Source organism: Pseudoalteromonas luteoviolacea, assembly GCF_000814765.1.
Classification (GTDB): Bacteria; Pseudomonadota; Gammaproteobacteria; order Enterobacterales; family Alteromonadaceae; genus Pseudoalteromonas; species Pseudoalteromonas luteoviolacea_H.
Window position 1 is genome coordinate 97,212 of sequence record NZ_JWIC01000009.1, and the last position, 21,901, is coordinate 119,112.

Genomic DNA, 21,901 nt, shown 5'->3' on the forward strand with positions numbered 1-21,901 from the left:
AAGCACGGCCTTATCATATTAGTGTGCAAAGCTGATAATGAGTTGATAAAAGTCATCGGTTGAACGGCAGCTTTTTGAATTTAAAATCAGCTGTTCACCAAGCAAGAGTGTCTGCTTTTGAACGGCTAAGCGTTTTGCTTCATCTTCAATGCCGTCAATATCGGCAACGTGCGCCAATCCGATGGTGCGACGGATCAATTCAGTACCACAATACCCCATCGCATCTTGCAAGACTTCCTGCAAAAATTGCTCTACATAACCCGGTGCCTGCAATGCTAAATCGCGGGTATCCGTTTTGGCTAAGGTTAACCAGTGTTGTTCAAATGTTTGTAAGCAAGTAGAGATGGTGCTTAACAAGTAAGAGTGCACATCTCTTCTTTTGGGCGTTTCGATGATACGACCATTTTGAGCGCAGTAGTTAAGTAATAGGTTGCCAATAAATGAGCCTAAATCAAAGCCTATGGGGCCGAAAAAGCCGAATTCTGGGTCGATAAACTTGGTTTCTTGCGCGGAAACAAACAGGCTACCTGTGTGGACGTCACCATGTAACAGGGTCTGCGGTGACGAATAGAATTTACTTTTTAGCTTAGCAACGTTGATTAATAAAGTTTTGTTTTCACGCAGCAGAGACACTTGTTCTTCGAGTGCTACTGGGTAATTATTGCGCTCATGATCTCGATAGGGATCATCAAAAAATAAATCTTCTGTGATGGCGCATAGCTCAGGATTTGTAAACTCTTGCACCAAAGATTTTTTATCTGCTGCAGGTAAATAAAAATCCGAGTGAAAAAAGCTGGTGTTGGCGAGGTAAGTGCCCACATGTGTGCCAAGGTGTTTGAACGTATTGCCTTGGTTCAGTTCTCCCCGCAAAATGGCCATATGACCCAAATCTTCTAAAATCGTCACTGCAAGTTCACTGTTGTGATGCAGTACTTTTGCAGTCAGCTCTGGACATACTGCGCCATGTTTTTGTAATACGCTTGCTTCAATTCTGGCTCTGTCTAACGTCAGTGGCCAACTTTCCCCTACACAGCGAGCATAAGGCAGAGCTTGTTTCAAAATGATGCTACGCTGTTCATTCGCATCTTGAATACGAAAGACCAAATTGAGGTTTCCATCCCCAAACTCATAGCAAGATAATACGGCATCTGCTGGAAAGAATTGCCCCAGTTCTTGGACGTAACTTAAGGCTGTGTCGTTATTAAAGGCAACGTATTTGCTCACGGTTATTCACCAAAAATTAAAGTAACTTTTAGCATTCTATATTTTTAAATGTTTAGATGTCTATACATCTTTAGATCTTTATGTAGAATGAGCAGTAATTACAACTGTACACTCCTTAATCAAAATGAAAGATTTAATCGCGCAAAGTTTGAAATATCAAGATGGTAAGGTGCAGGTGCTTGATCAGTATCTGTTGCCTCATCAAGAGGTTTGGCATGTATGCCAAACGGTCAGTGAGATGCAGAGCCTAATAAATAATCTTCAGGTGCGGGGCGCACCTTTAATTGGCCTAGCGGCGACTTTGTTGGTGGCGTATCTCGCCGAGCAAGGTGCTTCACAGCAAGTGTTATGTAAGGCCATTGATGAGTTAGAAGCTACGCGACCCACAGCGGTAAATCTTAAGCATTGTATGGACCGATTGAGAGGGGTTGTTCATGATGTGCAATATGTGGCGCATATTGTGGGTGTTGCTGAACATCTCTTTGAAGAAGATATCGCTTTGTGCGCGCGGATTGCTCAGCATGGTGTTGCACTGGTAGATGCTGGTGATAACATTTTGACTCATTGTAATACTGGTGCGCTGGCCACAGCAGGCATTGGTACGGCACTTGGGGTGATTTACCAAGCGATGCAGCGCCATGGTGATATTCATGTTTGGGTTGATGAAACACGCCCTTTATTGCAAGGTGGGCGTTTAACCGCGTATGAGCTGGCGCGCTGGCAGATCCCGTATACTTTGTTGTGTGACAGCATGGCCGCATCTTTAATGGCTGCGGGTAAGGTCGACAAGATATTTGTTGGTGCCGATAGAGTCGCGGCAAATGGCGATTTTGCGAATAAGGTGGGTACTTATAATTTAGCGGTTTTAGCGCACTTTCATCAGGTACCATTTTATGTGGTGGCACCAAAAACGACTTTTGACCCTAATTGTGCCAGCGGGCAAGATATTGAAATTGAGCAGCGCAGTGCACGTGAGGTGACAGGCGTGAGCGGCAGTTTTGGTGAATGCCAATGGGCACCCTCGCAGGCAAAGGTGTACAATCCCGCTTTTGATGTGACACCCGCCAAGCTCGTGACTGGGTGGGTTTTTGACAGCGGCGTATATCATACCCCACACTTCCATATTCTCTAATTAATTCAATCTACTCCATATCAAACGCTTAAATTGATATCATATTTAGGCGTTTATATTTATGGAGTTTTAAATGTTGTCGAAAATACTCTGCGCAGTATTCTTATTGAGTTTAAGCTTTGGCTTACTGGCAGGATCTCATCAAACTAAGCCTGCTTCTGCACCTATTCCTATTTCACATTTTAGCAAAGGGGAAGAGTACGCCAACGTTCAGCTCTCCCCAAGTGGAAAATATATCAGCTTTATTTCCAAAGTTGATGGCAAGAATATGTTGGGTGTGCTCTTGGCAGAGAATTTTAGCATGCTGTCCGCTATTCGTTTTGAAAGTAATGCGCAAGTGGGAGATTACCACTGGGTGAATGCTGAGCGCATTGTGGTTGAAAAAGAATACCTCAAAGGGTGGACTGATCAACCGCATTACTACGGTGAACTTTATAGTGTCAACGCCGATGGCTCTTCAGGTAAATATCTGGTTGGCTATCAAGGCGGCGGGCAGACAGGCTCTCGTATTTCAAAAGCGACGGCACTATATGGTACATCGTATGTTTTAGATCCGCTGGTGCATGATGAACGCCACATGTTGATTTATACGGTGCCATGGACCGCATCCAAAGAACCTTTGGCAAGAGTTTATCGAGTTAATGTTAAGTCGGGTAAACGAAAACGTGTGACGCGTGCACCTGGCAGAAACGCACAATTTCTAACAGATCATCTTGGTAATCTTCGTTTTGCAGCGACTTGGAATGGCAAAATGATGGGGGAAATTTACCAAAAAAATCAAAAGGGCAGTGGTTGGCAACCCCTTGAAATACCGGGCGCTTTACAAAATATCACACTGTATGCACTCGATCAGAAAGGCGAGTCTGTGTATCTGACTGGTTCAAAACAAGGTGAACCAGATGCGCTGTATAAGTTTTCGCTTAAGCAAAAAGAACTGACCTTGGTTTACCAAGATAAAGATGTTTCACCAACAAGAATTTGGGTTGACCCTGTCAACAAGGCATTATTTGCTATCGAGCTTGACCCTGGCTATCCAACTTATGCGTTCACGGATGAAAAAGTACCGCTGAGCAATAGCATTAAATCGCTACTTAAAAGTATTCCTGGCCATCAACTGCATATTGTGAGCTCAACATTAGAGGGTACAAAACATGTTGTATTTGCAAACAATGATCGCAATCCTGGAGATTACTATTTATTTGATCAAAAAAATAAAAAGATGTCTTATCTATTTTCTGCACGTGCTTGGATAGATCCAGAGTTGATGGCTGAGACCAAGCCAGTTTCATTTCAGAGTCGCGATGGCCATAAAGTACATGGGTATTTGACTTTGCCGACAAATAGAGAGGCAAAAAACCTGCCGCTTGTTGTTATGCCACATGGTGGGCCACATGGTGTACGTGATTATTGGCAGTATGAAACGCAAAGCCAACTTTTTGCGAGTCGTGGTATGGCGGTATTGCGTGTGAATTTCAGAGGTTCTGGTGGTTACGGGCGCAAATTTACAGAGCTGGGTTACTTGGAGTGGGGACGCAATATTCAATATGATATTTTGGATGGTGTCGATCATGTCGTTGCAGCCGGTTATGTCGATCCTGACAACATGTGTATTTTTGGCGAAAGTTTTGGTGGTTACTCGGCGCTGCAAAGCACCGTGGTTGCACCGAATAAGTTTAAATGTGCGATTGGTGTGGTTGGCGTTTATGATTTAACACAGCTATTTAAAAAAGGCGATGTGGCAAGTTCTGATACAGGCCAAAGTTATCTGAAAATGGTGCTGGGCGACAATGAGAAGCAGCTGCGCGAATATTCTCCGGCGCTCAATGCGGAGAAAGTCACTGCACCGGTGTTAATTATCCATGGTGGCGATGATGTCCGTGCGCCAGTCGCACAGGCTGAGGCGATGGTGAATGCACTCAAAAAAGCAAATAAACCAGTCAGTTATTATGTATTTGAAACCGAAGGTCATGGCTTTTACAAAGAAAAACATCGCTTAGATTACTTTAATCAGCTGATCACTTTCTTAGAAAAGCACTTGCACCTTGAGCATGATTGAGTTGCGATTTAACTGATAGTGCGCGGCATCTACATGAAGTTGATGCCGCCGCTTTACTGTTTGTTACTAGTCTAGAATCGGGAATTGTTTAGCAATACTTGACCCTGTTTCTTTGGCAACCCAGCCTTCTGTATTATTGAATAAGCGAATAGCTGTAAACTCAGGATCGCTCCCCATATCAAACCAATGTGGCGTGTGATCTGGTACAGATATTAAATCGCCTTGCTGACAGAATACTTGATAGATCTTATCTGCGATATGCAGACAGAAGAGGCCATATCCGGCTACAAAAAAGCGCACTTCATCCTCACTGTGGGTATGTTCAAAAAGAAACTTTTCCCGCATTGCTGGCGCGTTAGGGTTACCTTTTTGCAGTGCAACAACATCAACGGTTTGGTAGCCACCTTGCGCTTTCAAGCGTTCGATATCTTGACGGTAAGCGGCAATGATATCTGCTTCTGTTGCTTCTTTTGCCAATACTTGTGTTGCTTGCCATTGCTCAAAGCGTACGCCAACTTCAGCAAGTTGCTCAGCAATTTTGCCTGCCTCATCGCTTTGAAAAATAGCTTCATTGGGCTGATTTTCTTGGTAGATATGTAAGTAACTCATGACGGTGTCTCGTTTTAAAGGTGCTCAAAACTGGTGATAAAAGCATGATTGGGGCTTTTGGGTTGATCATCGCGCCACAACTGCAAAGTCTGTAAACCGGCGGCTTTTGCGGCATCGAGTTCAGCGACGACATCACTTAAAAATAGAACTTCATGTGCCTCAAAAGGCAGGTTTTGTACTATGTTGTGATACGACTCAGGTTGCTGTTTTGCCCCAACTCGCGTATCAAAATAATCGCTAAATAACCCGCGTATATCACCAAAATCAGAATGTGCAAATAGCAGTTGCTGTGCCTTGACCGAGCCAGAAGAATACACATACAGTGCAGTACCAGCTTGGTGTTGCGCAGTTAAGTAGGCGTGGGCATCGGGGTAGATATGACCTGTGAAGTCTTTTTGTTGATAGCCATCTTGCCAGACCAACCCTTGTAGCTGTTTAAGAGGGGTAATTTTTTTATCTGCTTCAATCCAGCCAAGTAAGGTGTCTATCACCGTGTCTAAACTGGCATCTGGCTGCGCGATTTCTGCCCTGACCGCATCAAGCTGAGCACGCACTTGCGGCTCATCCTGTGAATTCTTGACAAAACCAGCCAAGTGCTTAGCGGCATAGGGAAAAAGGATTTCTTTAACGAATGAAATTCGGGTAATTGTGCCTTCAATATCAGTCAGAATGGCTTTTATCATTTTACTGCTCCTTCAAGCTTGATACGTTCTAATTCACAGGCGAACAAAAACTCTAGCCCTTCAATATGACGGCGAGTTTCAAAGATACTGTTACCCAGAGCATAAAGGCCATGGCCTCGGATCAAAACACCGTGTGTTATAGGGTGTGTTTCATGATGCTTGGCAACACGTGCAGCCAGTGCAGGAATATCCTGATCGTTATCAAATATGGCAATGGATAAGGGCTCTAAATGACTTTGAATACCTGCAAGTGATTTTTGCATTTCATAGCCAGTCACGGTAAAACTGTCACTGCGTATGAAGCGTGATAGCACTGTGGCGGCGACTGAATGGGTATGTAAGATACACCCAGCTTGAGGCTGTAACTCATATAACTTTAGGTGCAGAGCAGTTTCTGCTGAGGGTCTACCATCGCCAGACACGATTTGGCCATCTTGGTCCAATTCTAAAAATTGCTCTGGGGTTAAGTGGCCTTTATCAAAGCCGCTGGCGGTGACGACAAAGCCATCATCGGTCTTCATAGAAAAGTTGCCGCCAGTTGCGGGCACCCAGCCTTGCTGGCTAACCCAGCGGCCTGCGTCGATGAGTGCTTGTTTTGCTGCCTTTGTTTGCATATTCGATCATCCTATGAGGTTTGGACGGCTATACTTCTATCTTTGGCAATGATAGCATCGCTTTATCGCCTACGCCATAACCAAAAGAGTTACAAAATGGAAAGTAAATTACCAGACGTCGGTACCAGTATCTTCACTACCATGACAGGCCTTGCTAACGCGCATGGTGCACTTAATCTCTCTCAAGGTTTTCCTGAGTTTGATACCCCTAATAAGCTCAAAAATGCGTTGGCTGAACATGCTTTAGCGGGATATAACCAATATGCGCCATCTCCCGGTGTACCTGCCTTACAGCAAGAGATTGCCGCACTTGTTGCGCGTCGCTATCAACAAGAGATTGACGCTGCGGCTCAAGTCACAGTCACTGCGGGTGCGACAGAAGCGTTGTTTGTGGCGATTCAGTCACTGGTGCGCCAAGGTGATGAAGTGATTGTGTTTGACCCGGCTTATGACTCCTATCGCCCAGCGGTCGAATTAGCGGGGGGGAGCACTGTGCATATACCATTACGTGCACCGGAGTATGCCATTGATTGGGCACAAGTGCGTGCAGCAGTGACGGATAAAACACGGGCGATCATCATTAATACACCTCATAACCCCAGTGCGAAAACACTCAAACAAGCTGATCTAGATGCATTAAAAGCACTGCTTATTGAGCATGATATATACCTTATCAGTGACGAAGTGTATGAGCATATTACCTTTGATGACGCGCCACATTTGAGTGCTCTACGAGACTCTGAGCTTGCAGCACGGGCGTTTGTGATATCAAGTTTTGGAAAAACCTTCCACTGTACTGGTTGGAAAATGGGTTATTGTGTCGCACCAGCGCATTTGTCTGTTGAATTTAGAAAAATCCACCAGTTTGTGAATTTTTCGAGTTTTACGCCGGCGCAATTCGCATTGGCAGACATGTTGCGTGATGTCCCTGAGCATGTCGATGAATTGAGTGCGTTTTATCAACAAAAGCGTGATGTACTGGTTGAGGCGTTAGCGACCAGCCGCTTTAAGATCCTGCCAAGTGAAGGGACTTACTTCTTGTTACTTGATTACAGTGATATTTCGGATCTAGACGATGTGACTTTTTGTCAGCAATTGGTTGAGCAAAGTGGCGTGGCGGCGATCCCGTTAAGTGTGTTTTATGATAAACCGAATGGCGATAAAATTATTCGTTTGTGTTTTGCTAAAGAAACCGAGACTTTAATCGCAGCGGCGGAGAAACTATGTCAACTTTAACTGTTAACCTAGTGCAATATGACATTGCGTGGTTAGCGCCAGAGCAGAATTTCGCAACGATTGAAACGCTGGTTGCTGATGCGCCTCCTTGTGATTTGCTATTGCTACCGGAGACTTTTGCCACGGGGTTTGCGTTGCAACAGGCAACTGATGAACAGGCTGCGAAGGCGAGGGCATTTATACAACAGGTGGCTAAACGCTTACAGTGCGTGGTCGCGGGCTCTGTATTGGTGCCTCATCAAGGTAAAAAAGCCAATCGCTTTTATTGGGTTTGGCCTGATGGAACTGAGCAAACGTATGATAAACGCCATTTATTTTGCCTGGGTAATGAAGGGGATTATGTAAGCCAAGGGAAGGAAAGAAAAATATTTGAAATCAATGGTTTTAGACTGTTACCTCAGGTGTGTTATGACTTGCGTTTCCCCGTTTTTCAACGCAGCAAAAACGATTATGATGTGATGGTGAACGTCGCTAACTGGCCATCAGCAAGACGCTATGCCTGGGATACGCTGCTACGTGCTCGTGCGATTGAAAATCAGTGTTTTGTGCTTGCGACCAATCGTATTGGCCAAGATGGTCAAGGGATCGCTCACAATGGCGGTACCGTGGCTTTAGATTATTTAGGGCAAGCGATCACCCAGGTTGGTGACGACGAGAATGGGGTGATCAGCGTCATACTTGAAAAAGCAAAACTAGCTGAGTTTAAGCGCCAATTTCCAGCTTATTTAGATGCGGATGGCTTTGAACTGAGTGTATAAATGGGAGCAGCAAATGCTGCTCCGTATAGTGTTAGACGTTGTATTGATGTACTAAGAGTGCCTGTTGCGGCGCGGCGATCTCTGTCGACTGGCTGTTGTCAGTATTGGGCAATGTAAAATAGCCCAGTAAGTTTTTCATTTCCATCGCCTGAGTCGCCATACGTTTTGCCGCGGCCATGGTCTCTTCGGTGATGGCAGAGTTTTCTTGAATTAAATCAGTGAGTCTCTGCACCACCACATCGACTTCTTCAATGGCTTGTTTTTGTGTCAATGTAGAGCGGTTAATGCTGATGATATTTTCATTCACGTCTGCCACCGCTTGTACAATGTGTCCGAGTTTTTCTCCAGAGCTATTGGCGAGGGTGGTGCCTTGTTGTACTTTATCGTTGCTGTTGGCGATGATGTCTTTAATTTGTTTGGCAGAAGCGGCACTGCGCCCCGCCAGCTCTCGTACTTCATTAGCGACCACCGCGAAACCTCGGCCGTTTTCGCCTGCGCGGGCAGCCTCTACCGCGGCATTTAAGGCCAGTAGATTAGTTTGAAATGCCAGTTCATCAATCACCGATACAATTTCATTAATGTCTTTACTGGCTGCATTGACCTCACCGATTGCATACACGGTGTCTTGCGACAATGTGCCGCCTTCTTTCGCAATGTTTTGTGCATTATGTGACTTCTCAACCGCGGTGTCCGATTGCATCGCTACTTGTGTTAGCTCTTCAAGAATATGGCCAGTGCTTGCATTGGCTTCTTCTAGATTAGCTGCTTGCTCTTCGGTTCGGCGGCTGATCTCAGCATTGCTGGCGGCGATTTCTTCGGTACTATGTGCAACCAAGCTGGCTGCACTTTGAATGCTTTCAATGACGTGTGTGAGTTTGGTGGTGGTGGTATTGACGTCTTGTTGCAAGGTGGCAAAAACACCGTCGTATTCACCTTCCACTAAGGTACATAGGTCGCCCCTAGCAATGGCGCCGAGACTATGTGTGACAGCATGGATCGCGCCTGAGATGGTATCGATAGAGCCATTGACGTCTTCTTTCAGTTGCTGCAACTGACCTTGTAATGTGGACTCGATCTTATGAGAAAACTCACCTTCGCTCATGGCCGCCATGACGCTGGCAAGCTCTTCGATAACCTGATTTAAGTTATTGACAGTATGATTGATGTCGTGTTGTAAAGTGGCCAATTGACCTTTTAGCGGTGTATTAATGGTGCGATCAAAGCGCCCATGGCTTATGGCCATCATCACCGATGAAATCTCACTGATGGCTTGGTCTAAGCTGGCGATAGACAGGTTTACATTGGTTTTCAGCTGTCCAAGTTGACCGTGGGCTGGGGTTGCAATTGGATGTTTAAAGTCGCCTTCACTGACCGCGGCCATGGTGTTGCCAATGTCTTGCAAGATGGCTTCGAGGTTATCCATACTCAAATTGGTGTCTCTCTTAAGTTGCGCTAATTGGCCTGACAAGGGATGTGTAATACGTTTAGAAAAATCGCCACCGCTGATGGCACTCATCGTAGAGCTCAATTCATCAATGGCACCACTTAACGCGAGTATGGAATTGTTCACACTGTCTTTCAAGCGCGCCAGATTGCCATTGGCTTCGACTGTGACCTGTTGTTTAAATTCCCCTTGTTCTACACAACTCATCACATTGATAATGTCGTTCATGGTCTCGTCAATGGAAGTGACGGAATGATTGATATTGTTTTTTAAAACGTCTAAATCTCCACTCAACGGGGCAGTGATCTGTTGAGTAAATTGCCCTTTGGCCATGGTTTGCATCACGAGATTGATTTCTGTTAAAGCCGTTTGCAAACTAGTAGAGCATTCATTTGTGGCGTTTTTTAGCTCTTTGAGCTCGCCATTACACGGCGCACTTATTCGATCGCTAAACTTACCTTTGGCCATTTGATTAAGTACTCGATTGGCTTCAGAAATAGACAGTTGCAGTGCATCGAGCAAGGAATTGAAGGCCTGTGCACTTTGTCCGATTTCATCACGAGAACTGATGTCGGCACGTAGCGAAAAGTCCCCGCGAGTTTGTACTGCTCGCATGGTGTTGACGAGATTATGTACGGGCCGAGATAAACTTCTGGCAAACCATAGTGCGGTAAATAAAATCACAACGATGCTGATGAGCATGACGATTGCCATGGTTTGGCGCAGAGACGCAACGGGCGCGAATGCTTCTGCTTCATCGATTTCAGCCAGCAGTGCCCATCTGACATCAAACACCTGTAAATCACTATAGGCAGATAACACGGGGTTACCGTTGTAGTCGGTGACGACTTTTTGCCCTTGCAGGCCTTGCATAGCCAGCTTGTAAGATTCTGTGGCAATGGTGCCCTTAGCAGGGTTTTCAAAAGAGGCCTGTACTGAATGATTAATAGGGTCGAGGTATGAATCTGAGCGCATTAATCCATCCGGGCCAACGAGGTAGGTTTCACCACTTTGCCCCAGTCCATGGCGTTCACTCATGATGTCATTCAGTGCGTCAATAGAGAGCTGAAAAATTAAGGTTGCTTGAGAAATACCATCAAAATCCAATGGCATAGCCACAAAGCTTGCAGGCGCATTATATGAGGGTAAGTATGGCTCATAGTCTGCGAACAGCATTTGGTCTTGTTCGATTAAGGCACGATTAAATACGTCGGCGATACTGCTATTGGCATATGGACCGGTATTTAAAGAAGTGGCGAAGTCGACTTCTTTAAATACTGAGTACACAATATTACCGCTGTAATTATCGACGATAAAAATATCATAAAGTTGGTAAACGTCGGTGAGCTCGCGGAAAAATTCATGGTGGCGTTGGTGTGCAAGGTCATAGGCATCGAGGTGCCCAGTGGCATTCAATGCATCTTTCTCACCGATGGGATGTGGATTATCTGCTAAATAGCGTGCCTGTAAAGTCATGCCCTGACCAGAGAGCGAATCGACCAATGAATTGAGCGCGACCGTGCTATTTGTTTGCTGTTCAAAGCGAGGTAAAAAGGCGTCTTGATAAAACTGTTGTAGATTATTTGGAATGGATTGGGCCGCTTGCGTTTCGTCAAAGCCATCGAGTAAGTCTTGTGTTGCTGTTATTAAATAGGGGTTGATTGCTAAAGCATGCAGTTTATCTTCGACGGTTTTAAAGTGACGTTCAATGGCGCGCTTTTTGACATTGCCTACGGCACCGAGCTGCGCATAAACCTGCTCACTGATGGTATTGGAAGCTTGAATAAGTGAAAAAGTAATAATGACTGTGGCGGGGATGAGGGCGACAAGTAAAAAGGCGGCCATGAGCTTTTTAGCCAGGTCGAGCGATTTTAGGAATTGGTGTATTCGAGACATGATGTGGCCCTCCGATCCTTGTATTTTTGGCATCAGTTTGATGCTGTTTGCTACCTTATTCTGTTGTCAGATTATCGAGCCAAACCGGGTAAAACCCTACATAATGTGTGGCTAATAATCGTACAGATTTAAGCTTAGTGTAGATCACATCTCGATAAGATCTAGGCGTGAATGTTTCTCTAATCTGCACAAATAGTGATTAAATGGTGGTGGGCTTCGCTGGCACCGATGTATTGCGATAACATGAGGGGGAGGTGTAAAAATAAGTTTGATGAATTTTTGATGATCATTCTTTCAGACAAAAAAGAAGCAGCTATTGCTGCCTCTTGTTAAGAAAATACGTCACTGTGGTTAGTGCTTCCAGTGATACTTATGTGCCTTTTCTTCCATATACGCTTCCGTATCTGGGTGCATTGGTGTCTTGTTACCGTTTTCAAAGAAGAATGGCTGACGATCACGTTTTTGAATACCGATTTCATTCATAGTCGCTGCGTCATAAACACGGCCATTCAGGATTGTGTAGGTCACCTTTTCAGACTCGCGGATGTCATTCAGTACATCTCCGTCAATGATAACGAGGTCGGCAAGTTTACCTTTTTCAATCGTGCCAATATCGTGGTCCATTGCAAGGTATCTTGCGCCGTCAATCGTACCACTGCGCAGGGCTTCCCACGGTGTAAATCCGCCTTGTGCCATTGACCATAGTTCCCAATGTGCGCCCAAACCTTCACGTTGACCGTGTGCACCAATATGTACTGTGACACCTTTATCACGTAGCTGTTTAGCTGATTTTGCAGCATTGATATGGTTATAGTGATGCTCTGGTGCTTTTTCACGACGGATAGACATTGGTTTAACAACATATTCCGGAACGAAGCTCATTAAGCGCTCATTTTCCCATACATTGGTGGTGTTGTAGAAGTAGTCTTCGCCTTTAATACCACCATATGCCACATTGAAAGTCGGCGTAAAGCCCGCGTCAGTTTGGCTCCACATTTGCGTAACATCTGAGTAGATATTTGGAATTGGCAAGGCATGTTCAAGGCCTGTGTGACCATCAATGATCATGTTCATGTTTTGCTGGAACTTTGAGCCACCTTCAGGCACCACCATGATTTCCATTTGCTTCGCGGCTTCTAGTACTTGCTGGCGAGTATCACGACGAGGGTGGTTATAACTTTTCACCGAGATTGCACCGGCGTCTTTCAAACGCTTAACGTGGAATTGTGCATCTTCCAAATTATTGATTGGTGTCTTGTAACCAGGTGCTTCACCAGCATATAAGATACGACCTACAGAGTATATACGCGGCGCCACAGTCAAACCTGCACGTTGAAGCTCTGCCATCGAGAATACTTCGTTAGAGTTATTTGATGGATCATGAATGGTCGTGACACCAAAGCTGACGTTGGAGAACTGGTTCCAGTTTTGCTCAGGTTGCAAGTTATGGCTACCGTAGCTGCCGTGTGCATGGGCATCGACTAAGCCAGGGATCACAGTTTTCCCTTTAATATCCATTACTTTTGCTGCACTAGGGATGGTGACATCACTGCGCGTGCCCACGGCGACAATGCGGTTATCTTCAATCAGTACCACACCATCTTCGATGATTTCTTGTTGGTTCTCTGCATCACGCATAGTCACCACTTTACCACCAACCAGTGCCAGCAAGCCTTTTGGTTTATCTGCCGGTTGCTCGAAGCTCAGGTCAATGCCTTCAGCGGTTAATTCATCTAGGTTGTCAGATGCATTGTCAACAAATGAGAAAGTGTCTGTGAGTTTTCGTTGATACAGGTTTGGACCAAATGCCCAAGTTAATGCACTACTGTCTGCTTTCCAATTTAAGAAATCGCCTGAATACTTAGATACCTGTTTTACCGGGAAGGCTTTACCGCCTTTATTGATAGACAGTGTTTTACCTGTGCTGGTGAATGGAGCAACAAAGGTGTTGAAGTGCTCGATAAATGCAACATAGTTGCCATCGGGTGAGACTTTATAATCAAAGATGAATTCGCCTTTGAAGTGACTGCGTTCTTCATGGCCATTCAAATCGACACTTTTTAGCTCTCTACTGGTTTCACTGCTAGCAACGGAGAAATAGATTCGCTCAGGGTTGGCGCCAAAGTGCGGATTATCACCACTTTTAACGATGCGTTTGGCTTCGCCACCTTTGGCATCAACGAGGTAGATACCTGGGTGCATTGACCAGTCACCGCTCAGAAGGTAACCACCAGTCACTTTTTTGAATAGTACTTTTTTGCCATTTGGCGAGAAGCTAGGTGATATATAATGACCTGGGTTTTGTGTAATGATGCGACCTTTACCGCCTTTTGCAGAGACGATACGCACACTCCCTAATTCTTGATCGTCATACGTGGTGTATACAATGTATTTACCATCGCGAGAGTAGCTAGGGTAAAATTCAAAGTGGTCGTTTTGCGTAGTAACACGGCGTACTTTTCCAGACTCAATGTCTTTGATGTATAAATGGCCCAGCGCTTGGAATAGTGCCGTCTCACCATCCGGTGAAATTTGTGACCAGCGTGCCAGTTTTACTTTGAAGTTATCAGGGGCAACGTCTACTGCAAATTTAAGTGCCGGTGTGATCTCTTTTTCAGCCACTATGCGTGTTGGAATGACCTGCGACTGCTTTGTTGCAATGTCTACTTTGTGGAATACACCACCTGACCAAAATACTAAGGCTTTGCCATCTGGCGTGTAAGCAAATGCAGGTGTATTACCCTGCGCGCCATTGGCTTCTTGTAAGTCGCGATCAAGACCTGTGAAGATTTGCGTTTCAATACCTGATTTCAGGTCTTTAACGTATAGTGCGCTGATCATTTTCTCGCCGTTGTCTTCGCGTTTTACGAATGCAATTGACTGACCATCAGGACTTGGTGTTGGGCGGATAGCACCACCTGCACCACGGATCACCGTTTCCTCTTCACCGGTTGCCAAATCCCAAGAGCGGATCTCAAAGACCGATGTTAATGCGTTTTTATTGTATTGCCAGCGTACACCGGCTGTGGCATCGACTGAATAATAGATCTTTTTACCGTCGGTAGAGAATGCAGGCTCTGCGATGTTCTTTTGTGACTTTGCGCCGTGCAATCTTTCACGTACTAATACCCCTTTACCACCCGAAATGTGGTACATGCGTATAGAACCACCAGGAATCGTACGACCTGTGACTTGGCCTTGCTTTACAGCGATATACTGCCCATCAGGTGACCATGATGGATTATGAATGAGGTTGTGTGATTCATCAGATACTTGACGCATGTTATCGCCGTTGACATCCATAACCCACAGGTTTTCTGCCCCCGCGCGATCGGAAATAAATGCGATGTGTTTACCGTCAGGTGAGAACTTCGGCTGGAAGTTCCAAGCGCGGTCAGCGGTAATTGCAGTCGCTTTACCACCAGAGATTGGCATCACATAGATATCACCCAGCATATCAAAAATAACGTGCTGACCATCTGGGCTGACATCGACATTACTCCACGTTGTTTCATTGGTATCTATGGTGATTGTTTGCTTGTCGCCAGGCGGGGCGAGTACATCCCATTTTGCAGTGGTTTCCTGCGCACCAGAGGAGGCGAGTGCTGGTGTACTTAATCCGATCAAAGCGGCCCCGATTGCAATTGCAATCGGCGATTTAAATAGTGCCATGGTGTATTCCTATATGCTTTAAGCCAAGTCTCAGTCTATCGCTGAGTATTGGTTTCTTGTCTTGTTGTGAGCTAATTTGTAATTTACCCGTGTAGGATGGCGAATTTTTTTACTAAAGTCGACAAGGTGGCGATAAAAGTGCGCTCAAATGCGGCAGTTTTGCAGTATTTTTATACAAACTTTGTCTATTTTTATTTAAATGTATTCGTTACCTTGATGTCATAGGCATGCAAAAAGCGCCGCACTGATTAGGCAATGCGGCGAGAGTTGAGGCTAATTGAGCGTCTGTTGACGAACAAACTGCAAATAGGCTTCTAAGCTTTTTTGCCACAATGCCATGGCTTGGGTTAAATCATCATCACAAGACTTACCATCGAGTAAACGACGCTCTATTTTTTTCAAGGCAAGGCCATAGCGGTTAAAGCCCAGCTGCAAAGCGGTGCTGGCTTGGCGATGCAGAGACTTAATACATTGTTCTTCATCCTCAGTCAGCAACTGTTGGATATGGATTAATTTGTTACGAGCAGACAATACAAACTCATTGTAAATAGAGGAGACTTCATCTTCGCTGAAACCACTTTTAAGTGAGTTGACGGCGGTATCATCATACAAAGTATCGCTCAACTCGACCCGCATATCCGGCTTTTGCGCTTTTTGTGAGTCACTGATGGCTTGACGCAACTTCTCCTGTTTTATGGGCTTACCAACCACATCTTTGATACCAAGAGATAAATATTCTTTGATTTCTTCTGGGCTCAAGCTCGCGGTAAATGCCAAAAAGGGTGTGCGCTTATTTTTGTGCTCAATCGTTTGTAAGTGCCTCAGGACTTCTTGGCCGGTGAAATCAGGCAAATTCATATCCAAAAGCACAACGTCGAAGACATATTCTTTCAGGTGCTCTATGGCACTGGTGCCATCGTATGCGAGCTTAATCTTATGCTCGTCCGCAGCCATAAATTCGATGGCAATTTTACGGTTGAGGTCTAAGTCTTCAACCAATAAAACAGAGAGCCCTGTTGGGTATTCTGGGTTGTGATGGCGCTGCTCTACCAAACTTAACTCGCCGACAGGCAAACTGACGTCAAAACTAAACGAGCTGCCTTTGCCAAGCTCACTGATGATCTCAAGTTGACTGCCAAGCTTGCTCAGCAAGCGTGCCGTGATAGCCAGACCAAGGCCTGTTCCACCTTTGGTTTTACCCGCGTTACTCTGTACATAAGGTTCGGTCAGCTTGTCGATGTCCTCTTCTTCGATGCCAGGACCTGAGTCGACGACGCTGAAGCGCACAATATGAGACATGTTGGCTTCTTCTAGCAGTTCGACGCGAAGTTTGACTTCCCCTTTGTCCGTAAACTTAATGGCATTACCTACTAAATTAAGCAAAATTTGCCGCAGTTTTTGTTGGTCGCAGTAATAACATACTTGGTCTGGCAAATCATAGAGCAGCGTAAAAGTGAGTTTCTTTTGCTCGGCTAGTGGGCTCATCAACAAGCATAGGTTATCGAGCCAACTCTTTAATTCGACATCTTCGGAGGAGAGCACTTCGTCACTTTGATCTAAACTGGCGTAATCGAGTACCTTGTCTATCAATAAATTGAGAGATTCTGCGGAGTTGATAATGGCCTCACAATAGGCTTTGCTATGCTGATCATGACTGCGGTTAAGGACCAGTTGTGCACTGCCTAAAATACCATTTAAAGGGGTGCGGATCTCGTGGCTGATAGTGGATAAAAATAAACCGCGAATTTCGAGATCTTTTTGGGCTTTTTCGGTCAGTTTATTGAGGTTAAGTTCGCGCCGCTCATTACATAATAGTGCCATGCCAGTGGCATAGAAAATGGGGGCTAAAACGCCATTAAAAAAGATGGCGATCGAAAACCATGGGTCGACAAATAAGGATACTTGGTCGACGTCTCCCATGAATAACGAGCGTCCTATAAAAGCCGTGAAAATAAAGCTGAGGACGATTAAATAAACGATGCTGCCATTGGGGTATTGCTTACGAGCATAACGTATAAAGTAATAGCTCAGTAAGATCGCTTCGACAATATGTTGTAGATCAGAGATTAAAATCCGTTTTCGCAAATTATCATCGACCATTGCATAGTAAATGAGTGCAGAGAGCAGGGCCAAAGTGGCAAATAAATAGGTCCTGAATTCGATGCCTCGCTGCCCTAAAAACTGACTTATTGCCCAACAATGTATGATGGATGCCAAAAATAGTAAGGTGTTTGCAATACCAATGGTTTGCCACTGAGATAAAAAGCTATGCAGTGCAAACATAGATATGGCAGCAAATAGGATAAGGGGGTAAAAAATGTATAACAGTACGCCTGGTGTGTTTTTATTCGCACGCCAAGTTAAGTAATTGATGAGCGTCATCATCGCTGTCATTGCTGCACTGGCTACATACAGGGTTTTATGGTCCAACATAAAGACTTTGTTAACAATTAATAGACGTACCTAGGATAGAGCGAAGACCTAATGCAGTAAAGCAAAGCGCCAAGAAAATAATGAGATAGCAAGTATAGAGATTAAGTGATAGGAAAAAATACAAAAAGCATGCGAGGTGCATGCTTTTTACAGACTTTAGAAGTGTACTCGATGATGAGTATTAGCGGATCTCGTCAGGGATATTTTGTTGTGCCCATGACAGTAGCTCGATACGGTTACGGCACTTAGTTTTACGAAATGCGCTGTATAGATGGGTTTTAACCGTATGTGGGCTGATATTTAAATCTTCCGCGATTTCTTTATTTTTCGCGCCTTTACTCATTAACGAGATAATTGCTTTTTCACGCTTAGTCAATTTGACTGGCTCAATATCGCCTTCAGTTAATTTGTGCAGGGCGTCTTTATTGAATTGCAACATGCGGTTTAATGCATTACACATGATTTCACGACGATACCATAGCTGATCTTCCATCAGTAAACGGATACCTTTCATTAACACGTCTGCATTATCTGTGGTATAAAACACACCACGAATACCGCTGAGCAATGCGCGATTAGCCAATTCAGGGTTTTCATCTAAATTGAACAGCACGATGTCGCAACTCACTTTGAGGTTTACTAACTGCTCTTTAAGTTTGCCCCATGCATCATTGACTGCCGTTTCAATAAAAAGCAACCGAGTATCTTCAGGTACTTCGGAAATATCAGTTCCTGTGATGACGTCTAACCCTTGAGTTTTTAACAGGGGTTGTAAAACGTTTATTCCTATCGTGTTGATAGGCTCTTTATCTAGCAATAAAAATGCAGTACTGCTCATTTGGAAAACACTCTCATTCTGTCTGATAACGCAATGCTAACACGTGAATCAGACCTTTTGTATTAGAAATTTCATCAATAAAAAGATGTTTACAATATAAAGTTTGGCACGATAGCCTGTTTTGTAAACAGCTTAATTTTGTGAATGCTTCAACTTGTTGATTTTAATATTAATTTATTTTAGTAGAGTAATAGCTTAGTTAATTACATTTTTTAACAAAGAATAATTTAAGATACTACTTTTTTCCTACTTTGGTACGGAGGCCAGCCCATTTCAAGTCCAGCTAATACATGTAGATGAATGTGGTATACGGTTTGTCCACCATCATTGTTGCAGTTCATTACAACGCGATAACCGTCTTCAGCAAATCCGTGCTCTTTCGCAAGTTTAGACGCGACTAAATGTAAATGCCCAACTAAGTGTGCATTTTCTTCGTTTACGTCATTAATTGTTGCGATTGGCTGCTTTGGTATCACCAACACATGAAAAGGTGCTTGAGGATTTATATCCTTAAACGCAAGTGCCTTTTCGTCTTCGTACACAATATTCGCAGGTATTTCACGATTAATTATTTTTGTAAAAATCGTTTCTTGGGCCATTACTTTTCTCCTTATATACGTTAGTTTAGCTGTTCAGCATAGCGCGGACTCTACAAGATACAAGGGAAATTACAATTGATGCTTGTTCATAATTGTAACTAAATTTGGCACAAATACCTTTCACTACCAAGGTAGCAATCAAATAAAGAGGAAATATGAAGAAAATTAGTATATTTGGAATTTTTATAGCACTTTATAGTGGTATTTCTGTTGCGGGGGAAGTTAATTTCCCAGAAGAATTGCTGCCTTTGCAAGTGAATGACCGTGAGATAGAGCATTCTTTTTTTAACAAGGTACGTCAGTTAGAGTTACCTGCGGGTGTGCATCGAATTAAAGTGAAGTATTCAGACTTGTTTGAACTTGATTATGATGAGCATGAAGTCGTCAATTCGAAGCCGTTTTGGGTGGAAGTGACCATCAAAGATCGTGATTATCAAGTGCGCTTCGAGTCCATTGAGGATGTAGAGCAAGCACGGGCGTTTGCCAAGTCTCCGAAAATTTGGCTGCAGCCACAAAAAGGCGACACAGTCGCAGCAAAGCGTGTAAAGGAGCAAATAGCCGCAGCGCCCATGCCAGTAGTCCGTGAGCCGGTGCCTACGGTAGTCAGAGCACACAGTCAAAAAGAAAGCAGCACAGATCATGTCGCCCCCAGAGCAGGCAAGCCCGATGCGGTGTCTATGTTGGAGTTTTGGTGGCAGCAGGCGACGCCTGAGCAACGCACCGCGTTTTTAATGTCTATTGATGCACAGCACTGAACAGCGCCAGATAAAGTAGAGTAGAGATAAAGCCACAGCTTTATCTCTACTTTTATTTATTTGAAAATCGCGTCGACGGTACCTTGCGCTAACGGGTGGTAGCCCGGACGTGCTTTTTGATAAACACGATACGCCCAATCACGTTTGTCTGTGCTTGCTAATGCTTTATATAAAGGTACGATGAGTTTACGTCGACCAATGCCACTGAGGTGTGCATCTAGGGCGGGATAAATTGCCTGATAACCGTTGCCTACTGCTAGCATGTACCACGCAAATGCCAATTCGGCATTACTTGAGTTGGTCAGGTTGAATGCCTTGTCTAGGGCAGCCATCTTATCTAATGCCAGATCTCTTGGCAGATTATTTAAAAAATGAAGCCACTCATGCACTGTCCAGTTGCTGGTAGGTAGAGTATCGAGTGACTTATTATCGCTAAGCCAAGCTTGCATATGGCTATCAACCTGATTGAAAGCATCAGAAGTTGGGTTTGGTGCATCTGCCGGCAGTCCTGGTTGGTAGATCCACTCTTTGGCTTTGTCCAATGAAACGATACCTGGGTGCTTTTTTAATAAGTGCTTATCCAGGTATTGAACAAACTCAGCGGTAGTCAGCGACTTAAATGCATAGGCGTCAAAATAGCCTTTGACGAACACATCAAATTTTTCTCGACCAAATTTTTCCTCTAAATAAATGAGGAATAACTGACCTTTGATATAAGGCACTTTACTGAAGGCATCATCCGGATCGCGGCCATTGAGTTTTAAGTTTAATCGGGTGTCTGGCGCGGGAATGTTTTTGAGCTGTGCACGCAGACCGGCTGCATCTAGCGCTTGCTCCATTACCGCACGGTCACGACCAAAAACCTCTTCCATGATGCGGTTTTCAACATAGGACGTAAAACCTTCATTGAGCCATAGATCTTCCCAAGTCGCGTTGGTCACTAGGTTACCTGACCAAGAATGTGCCAGTTCATGAGCAATCAAGTTAACTAGGCTTTTATCACCTGCAACGACAGTCGGCGTAATGAATGACAAGCGTGGGTTTTCCATCCCACCAAATGGAAAGCTCGGTGGCAACATAAGTAAGTCGTAGCGGCCCCATGCATATTCACCGTACATGGCATTGGTTTTATCTATCATGGCTTGTGTGTCATTAAACTCTGCCACAGAAGCGTCGAGAATTTGTGGCTCCGCAAAAATCGCAGTTTGATGAGACATCTCTTTATATTCAAGGTTACCTGCACCAATGGCAATTAAGTAAGGTGGGATAGCCTGTGGCATATCAAACCAGTAGTCACCATCTTTCACAAACGCTTCGGCGTTGTCTGCACTCATGACTGCGCGGACATCTTTGGGCGTTTGAATACGCGCTGTATAGGTGGTACGCATCGCTGGCGTATCCTGTACAGGGATCCAACTTCTGGCATGGATGGCTTGAGATTGACTGTACATAAAAGGGTGGGTTTTACTTGCAGTCTGCACTGGCGTTAACCACTGCAAACCAGACGCTTGTGGCAAGCTGTTATAGTAAATTCGAGCTTTGCTCGCTTGATGTTTGAATTGGATAGTGAGCTTTGCGCCTTTCACTCCACTGCGCGGTGCGAGCGTGAATTGTGCTGGTAGCCATTTTCCCTGTGGTGATTGATAGAGAATTTTATCAATTTCAAGGTCGCGGGTATCCAGTACCAGTGTACGTGCATGGCGGTTTTGCCATGCTAGGGTGTGTTCAACAAACCCCTCGAGTTGCTTGTCCTCAAAATCGATATTGAGATCTAGGTGTAAGTGTGTGCTTACTACATCTTTTAGGTTTGAAAAAGTATGCTCGTCGACGGCATCTGCCGCCATAACAGTATGAGAGAGGCCTGCCAATGTGAGGCCAAAAGTTAAGGCTGAGAGTTTCATTTTTATCCTTGCTCATGATTGAGTGTCGCCGTTGTTATACCACTTCGCAGC

General features: G+C 44.6%; 15 protein-coding genes. 5 read left to right on the top strand and 10 right to left on the bottom strand.

Annotated features, from left to right (window positions below; all coding sequences use genetic code 11):
* Positions 1-18 precede the first annotated feature (18 nt).
* Positions 19-1,224 (bottom strand): S-methyl-5-thioribose kinase, encoded by a 1,206-nt coding sequence (mtnK, locus tag JF50_RS21155; RefSeq protein WP_039611357.1) that lies wholly within the window; start codon positions 1,222-1,224, stop codon positions 19-21.
* A gap of 124 nt (positions 1,225-1,348) precedes the next feature.
* On the opposite strand from mtnK, the gene mtnA reads away from it, so the two are divergent.
* Complete coding sequence (gene mtnA, locus JF50_RS21160; RefSeq protein WP_039611358.1) at positions 1,349-2,356, top strand: S-methyl-5-thioribose-1-phosphate isomerase; 1,008 nt, start codon at positions 1,349-1,351, stop codon at positions 2,354-2,356.
* Between the two features lie 73 nt (positions 2,357-2,429).
* Entirely contained in the window at positions 2,430-4,412 is a 1,983-nt protein-coding gene (locus tag JF50_RS21165; RefSeq protein ID WP_152614624.1) for an alpha/beta hydrolase family protein, read from the top strand.
* Between the two features lie 66 nt (positions 4,413-4,478).
* Here the strand turns inward: JF50_RS21165 and JF50_RS21170 are convergent, their stop codons facing one another.
* Genes JF50_RS21170 through JF50_RS21180 form a run of 3 tightly spaced genes read right to left on the bottom strand, consistent with a single transcriptional unit; the run spans position 4,479 to position 6,318 of the window.
* Complete coding sequence (locus JF50_RS21170) at positions 4,479-5,021, bottom strand: 1,2-dihydroxy-3-keto-5-methylthiopentene dioxygenase (RefSeq protein WP_039611359.1); 543 nt, start codon at positions 5,019-5,021, stop codon at positions 4,479-4,481.
* Positions 5,022-5,035: 14 nt separating this feature from the next.
* Complete coding sequence (gene mtnC, locus JF50_RS21175) at positions 5,036-5,704, bottom strand: acireductone synthase (RefSeq protein WP_039611360.1); 669 nt, start codon at positions 5,702-5,704, stop codon at positions 5,036-5,038.
* Positions 5,701-6,318, bottom strand: coding sequence for a methylthioribulose 1-phosphate dehydratase (locus JF50_RS21180; protein WP_039611361.1), 618 nt, complete (start codon positions 6,316-6,318; stop codon positions 5,701-5,703). Before JF50_RS21180 ends, mtnC begins: the two co-directional genes overlap by 4 nt.
* Positions 6,319-6,414: 96 nt before the next feature.
* Between JF50_RS21180 and JF50_RS21185 the strand changes: the two genes are divergently transcribed.
* A complete protein-coding gene (locus tag JF50_RS21185; RefSeq protein WP_039611362.1) occupies positions 6,415-7,554 on the top strand; it encodes a methionine aminotransferase in 1,140 nt (379 codons plus the stop codon).
* Positions 7,542-8,312, top strand: a complete 771-nt coding sequence (locus tag JF50_RS21190) for a nitrilase-related carbon-nitrogen hydrolase (protein WP_039611363.1) — start codon at positions 7,542-7,544, stop codon at positions 8,310-8,312. Before JF50_RS21185 ends, JF50_RS21190 begins: the two co-directional genes overlap by 13 nt.
* A 31-nt stretch (positions 8,313-8,343) precedes the next feature.
* Here JF50_RS21190 and JF50_RS21195 read toward each other — a convergent pair whose 3' ends face one another.
* From JF50_RS21195 to JF50_RS21215, 5 genes are all read right to left on the bottom strand, one after another.
* The gene (locus tag JF50_RS21195) at positions 8,344-11,652 is read right to left on the bottom strand and encodes a methyl-accepting chemotaxis protein (protein WP_039611364.1); all 3,309 of its coding nucleotides are present in this window, start codon (positions 11,650-11,652) and stop codon (positions 8,344-8,346) included.
* A 351-nt stretch (positions 11,653-12,003) separates the two neighbouring features.
* Entirely contained in the window at positions 12,004-15,324 is a 3,321-nt protein-coding gene (locus JF50_RS21200) for an amidohydrolase family protein (RefSeq protein ID WP_039611365.1), read from the bottom strand.
* Positions 15,325-15,597: 273 nt separating this feature from the next.
* Positions 15,598-17,757: an ATP-binding protein gene (locus JF50_RS21205; protein ID WP_039611366.1), complete on the bottom strand. Its 2,160-nt coding sequence runs from the start codon at positions 17,755-17,757 to the stop codon at positions 15,598-15,600.
* A gap of 181 nt (positions 17,758-17,938) precedes the next feature.
* Positions 17,939-18,595 carry a helix-turn-helix transcriptional regulator gene (locus JF50_RS21210; protein ID WP_039611367.1) on the bottom strand — a complete coding sequence of 219 codons (657 nt, stop codon included), beginning with the start codon at positions 18,593-18,595 and terminating at the stop codon, positions 17,939-17,941.
* Between the two features lie 227 nt (positions 18,596-18,822).
* Positions 18,823-19,194, bottom strand: coding sequence for a histidine triad nucleotide-binding protein (locus JF50_RS21215; protein WP_039611368.1), 372 nt, complete (start codon positions 19,192-19,194; stop codon positions 18,823-18,825).
* Positions 19,195-19,349: 155 nt separating this feature from the next.
* Between JF50_RS21215 and JF50_RS21220 the strand changes: the two genes are divergently transcribed.
* Positions 19,350-19,949, top strand: a complete 600-nt coding sequence (locus JF50_RS21220) for a DUF2057 domain-containing protein (RefSeq protein WP_039611369.1) — start codon at positions 19,350-19,352, stop codon at positions 19,947-19,949.
* A 56-nt stretch (positions 19,950-20,005) separates the two neighbouring features.
* Here JF50_RS21220 and JF50_RS21225 read toward each other — a convergent pair whose 3' ends face one another.
* Positions 20,006-21,793 (bottom strand): M1 family metallopeptidase, encoded by a 1,788-nt coding sequence (locus JF50_RS21225; RefSeq protein WP_419177524.1) that lies wholly within the window; start codon positions 21,791-21,793, stop codon positions 20,006-20,008.
* Positions 21,794-21,901: the final 108 nt, after the last annotated feature.

What these genes read in the sequence shown, in the direction of transcription:
- mtnA (WP_039611358.1), top strand. Translation starts at nt 1,349, where the DNA reads ATGAAAGATTTAATCGCGCAAAGTTTGAAATATCAAGATGGTAAGGTG.
- JF50_RS21190 (WP_039611363.1), top strand. Translation starts at nt 7,542, where the DNA reads ATGTCAACTTTAACTGTTAACCTAGTGCAATATGACATTGCGTGGTTA.
- mtnC (WP_039611360.1), bottom strand. Translation starts at nt 5,704, where the DNA reads ATGATAAAAGCCATTCTGACTGATATTGAAGGCACAATTACCCGAATT.
- JF50_RS21225 (WP_419177524.1), bottom strand. Translation starts at nt 21,793, where the DNA reads ATGGCGGCAGATGCCGTCGACGAGCATACTTTTTCAAACCTAAAAGAT.
- JF50_RS21205 (WP_039611366.1), bottom strand. Translation starts at nt 17,757, where the DNA reads ATGTTGGACCATAAAACCCTGTATGTAGCCAGTGCAGCAATGACAGCG.
- JF50_RS21185 (WP_039611362.1), top strand. Translation starts at nt 6,415, where the DNA reads ATGGAAAGTAAATTACCAGACGTCGGTACCAGTATCTTCACTACCATG.
- JF50_RS21220 (WP_039611369.1), top strand. Translation starts at nt 19,350, where the DNA reads ATGAAGAAAATTAGTATATTTGGAATTTTTATAGCACTTTATAGTGGT.
- JF50_RS21210 (WP_039611367.1), bottom strand. Translation starts at nt 18,595, where the DNA reads ATGAGCAGTACTGCATTTTTATTGCTAGATAAAGAGCCTATCAACACG.
- JF50_RS21195 (WP_039611364.1), bottom strand. Translation starts at nt 11,652, where the DNA reads ATGTCTCGAATACACCAATTCCTAAAATCGCTCGACCTGGCTAAAAAG.
- JF50_RS21180 (WP_039611361.1), bottom strand. Translation starts at nt 6,318, where the DNA reads ATGCAAACAAAGGCAGCAAAACAAGCACTCATCGACGCAGGCCGCTGG.
- JF50_RS21170 (WP_039611359.1), bottom strand. Translation starts at nt 5,021, where the DNA reads ATGAGTTACTTACATATCTACCAAGAAAATCAGCCCAATGAAGCTATT.
- JF50_RS21200 (WP_039611365.1), bottom strand. Translation starts at nt 15,324, where the DNA reads ATGGCACTATTTAAATCGCCGATTGCAATTGCAATCGGGGCCGCTTTG.
- JF50_RS21215 (WP_039611368.1), bottom strand. Translation starts at nt 19,194, where the DNA reads ATGGCCCAAGAAACGATTTTTACAAAAATAATTAATCGTGAAATACCT.
- JF50_RS21165 (WP_152614624.1), top strand. Translation starts at nt 2,430, where the DNA reads ATGTTGTCGAAAATACTCTGCGCAGTATTCTTATTGAGTTTAAGCTTT.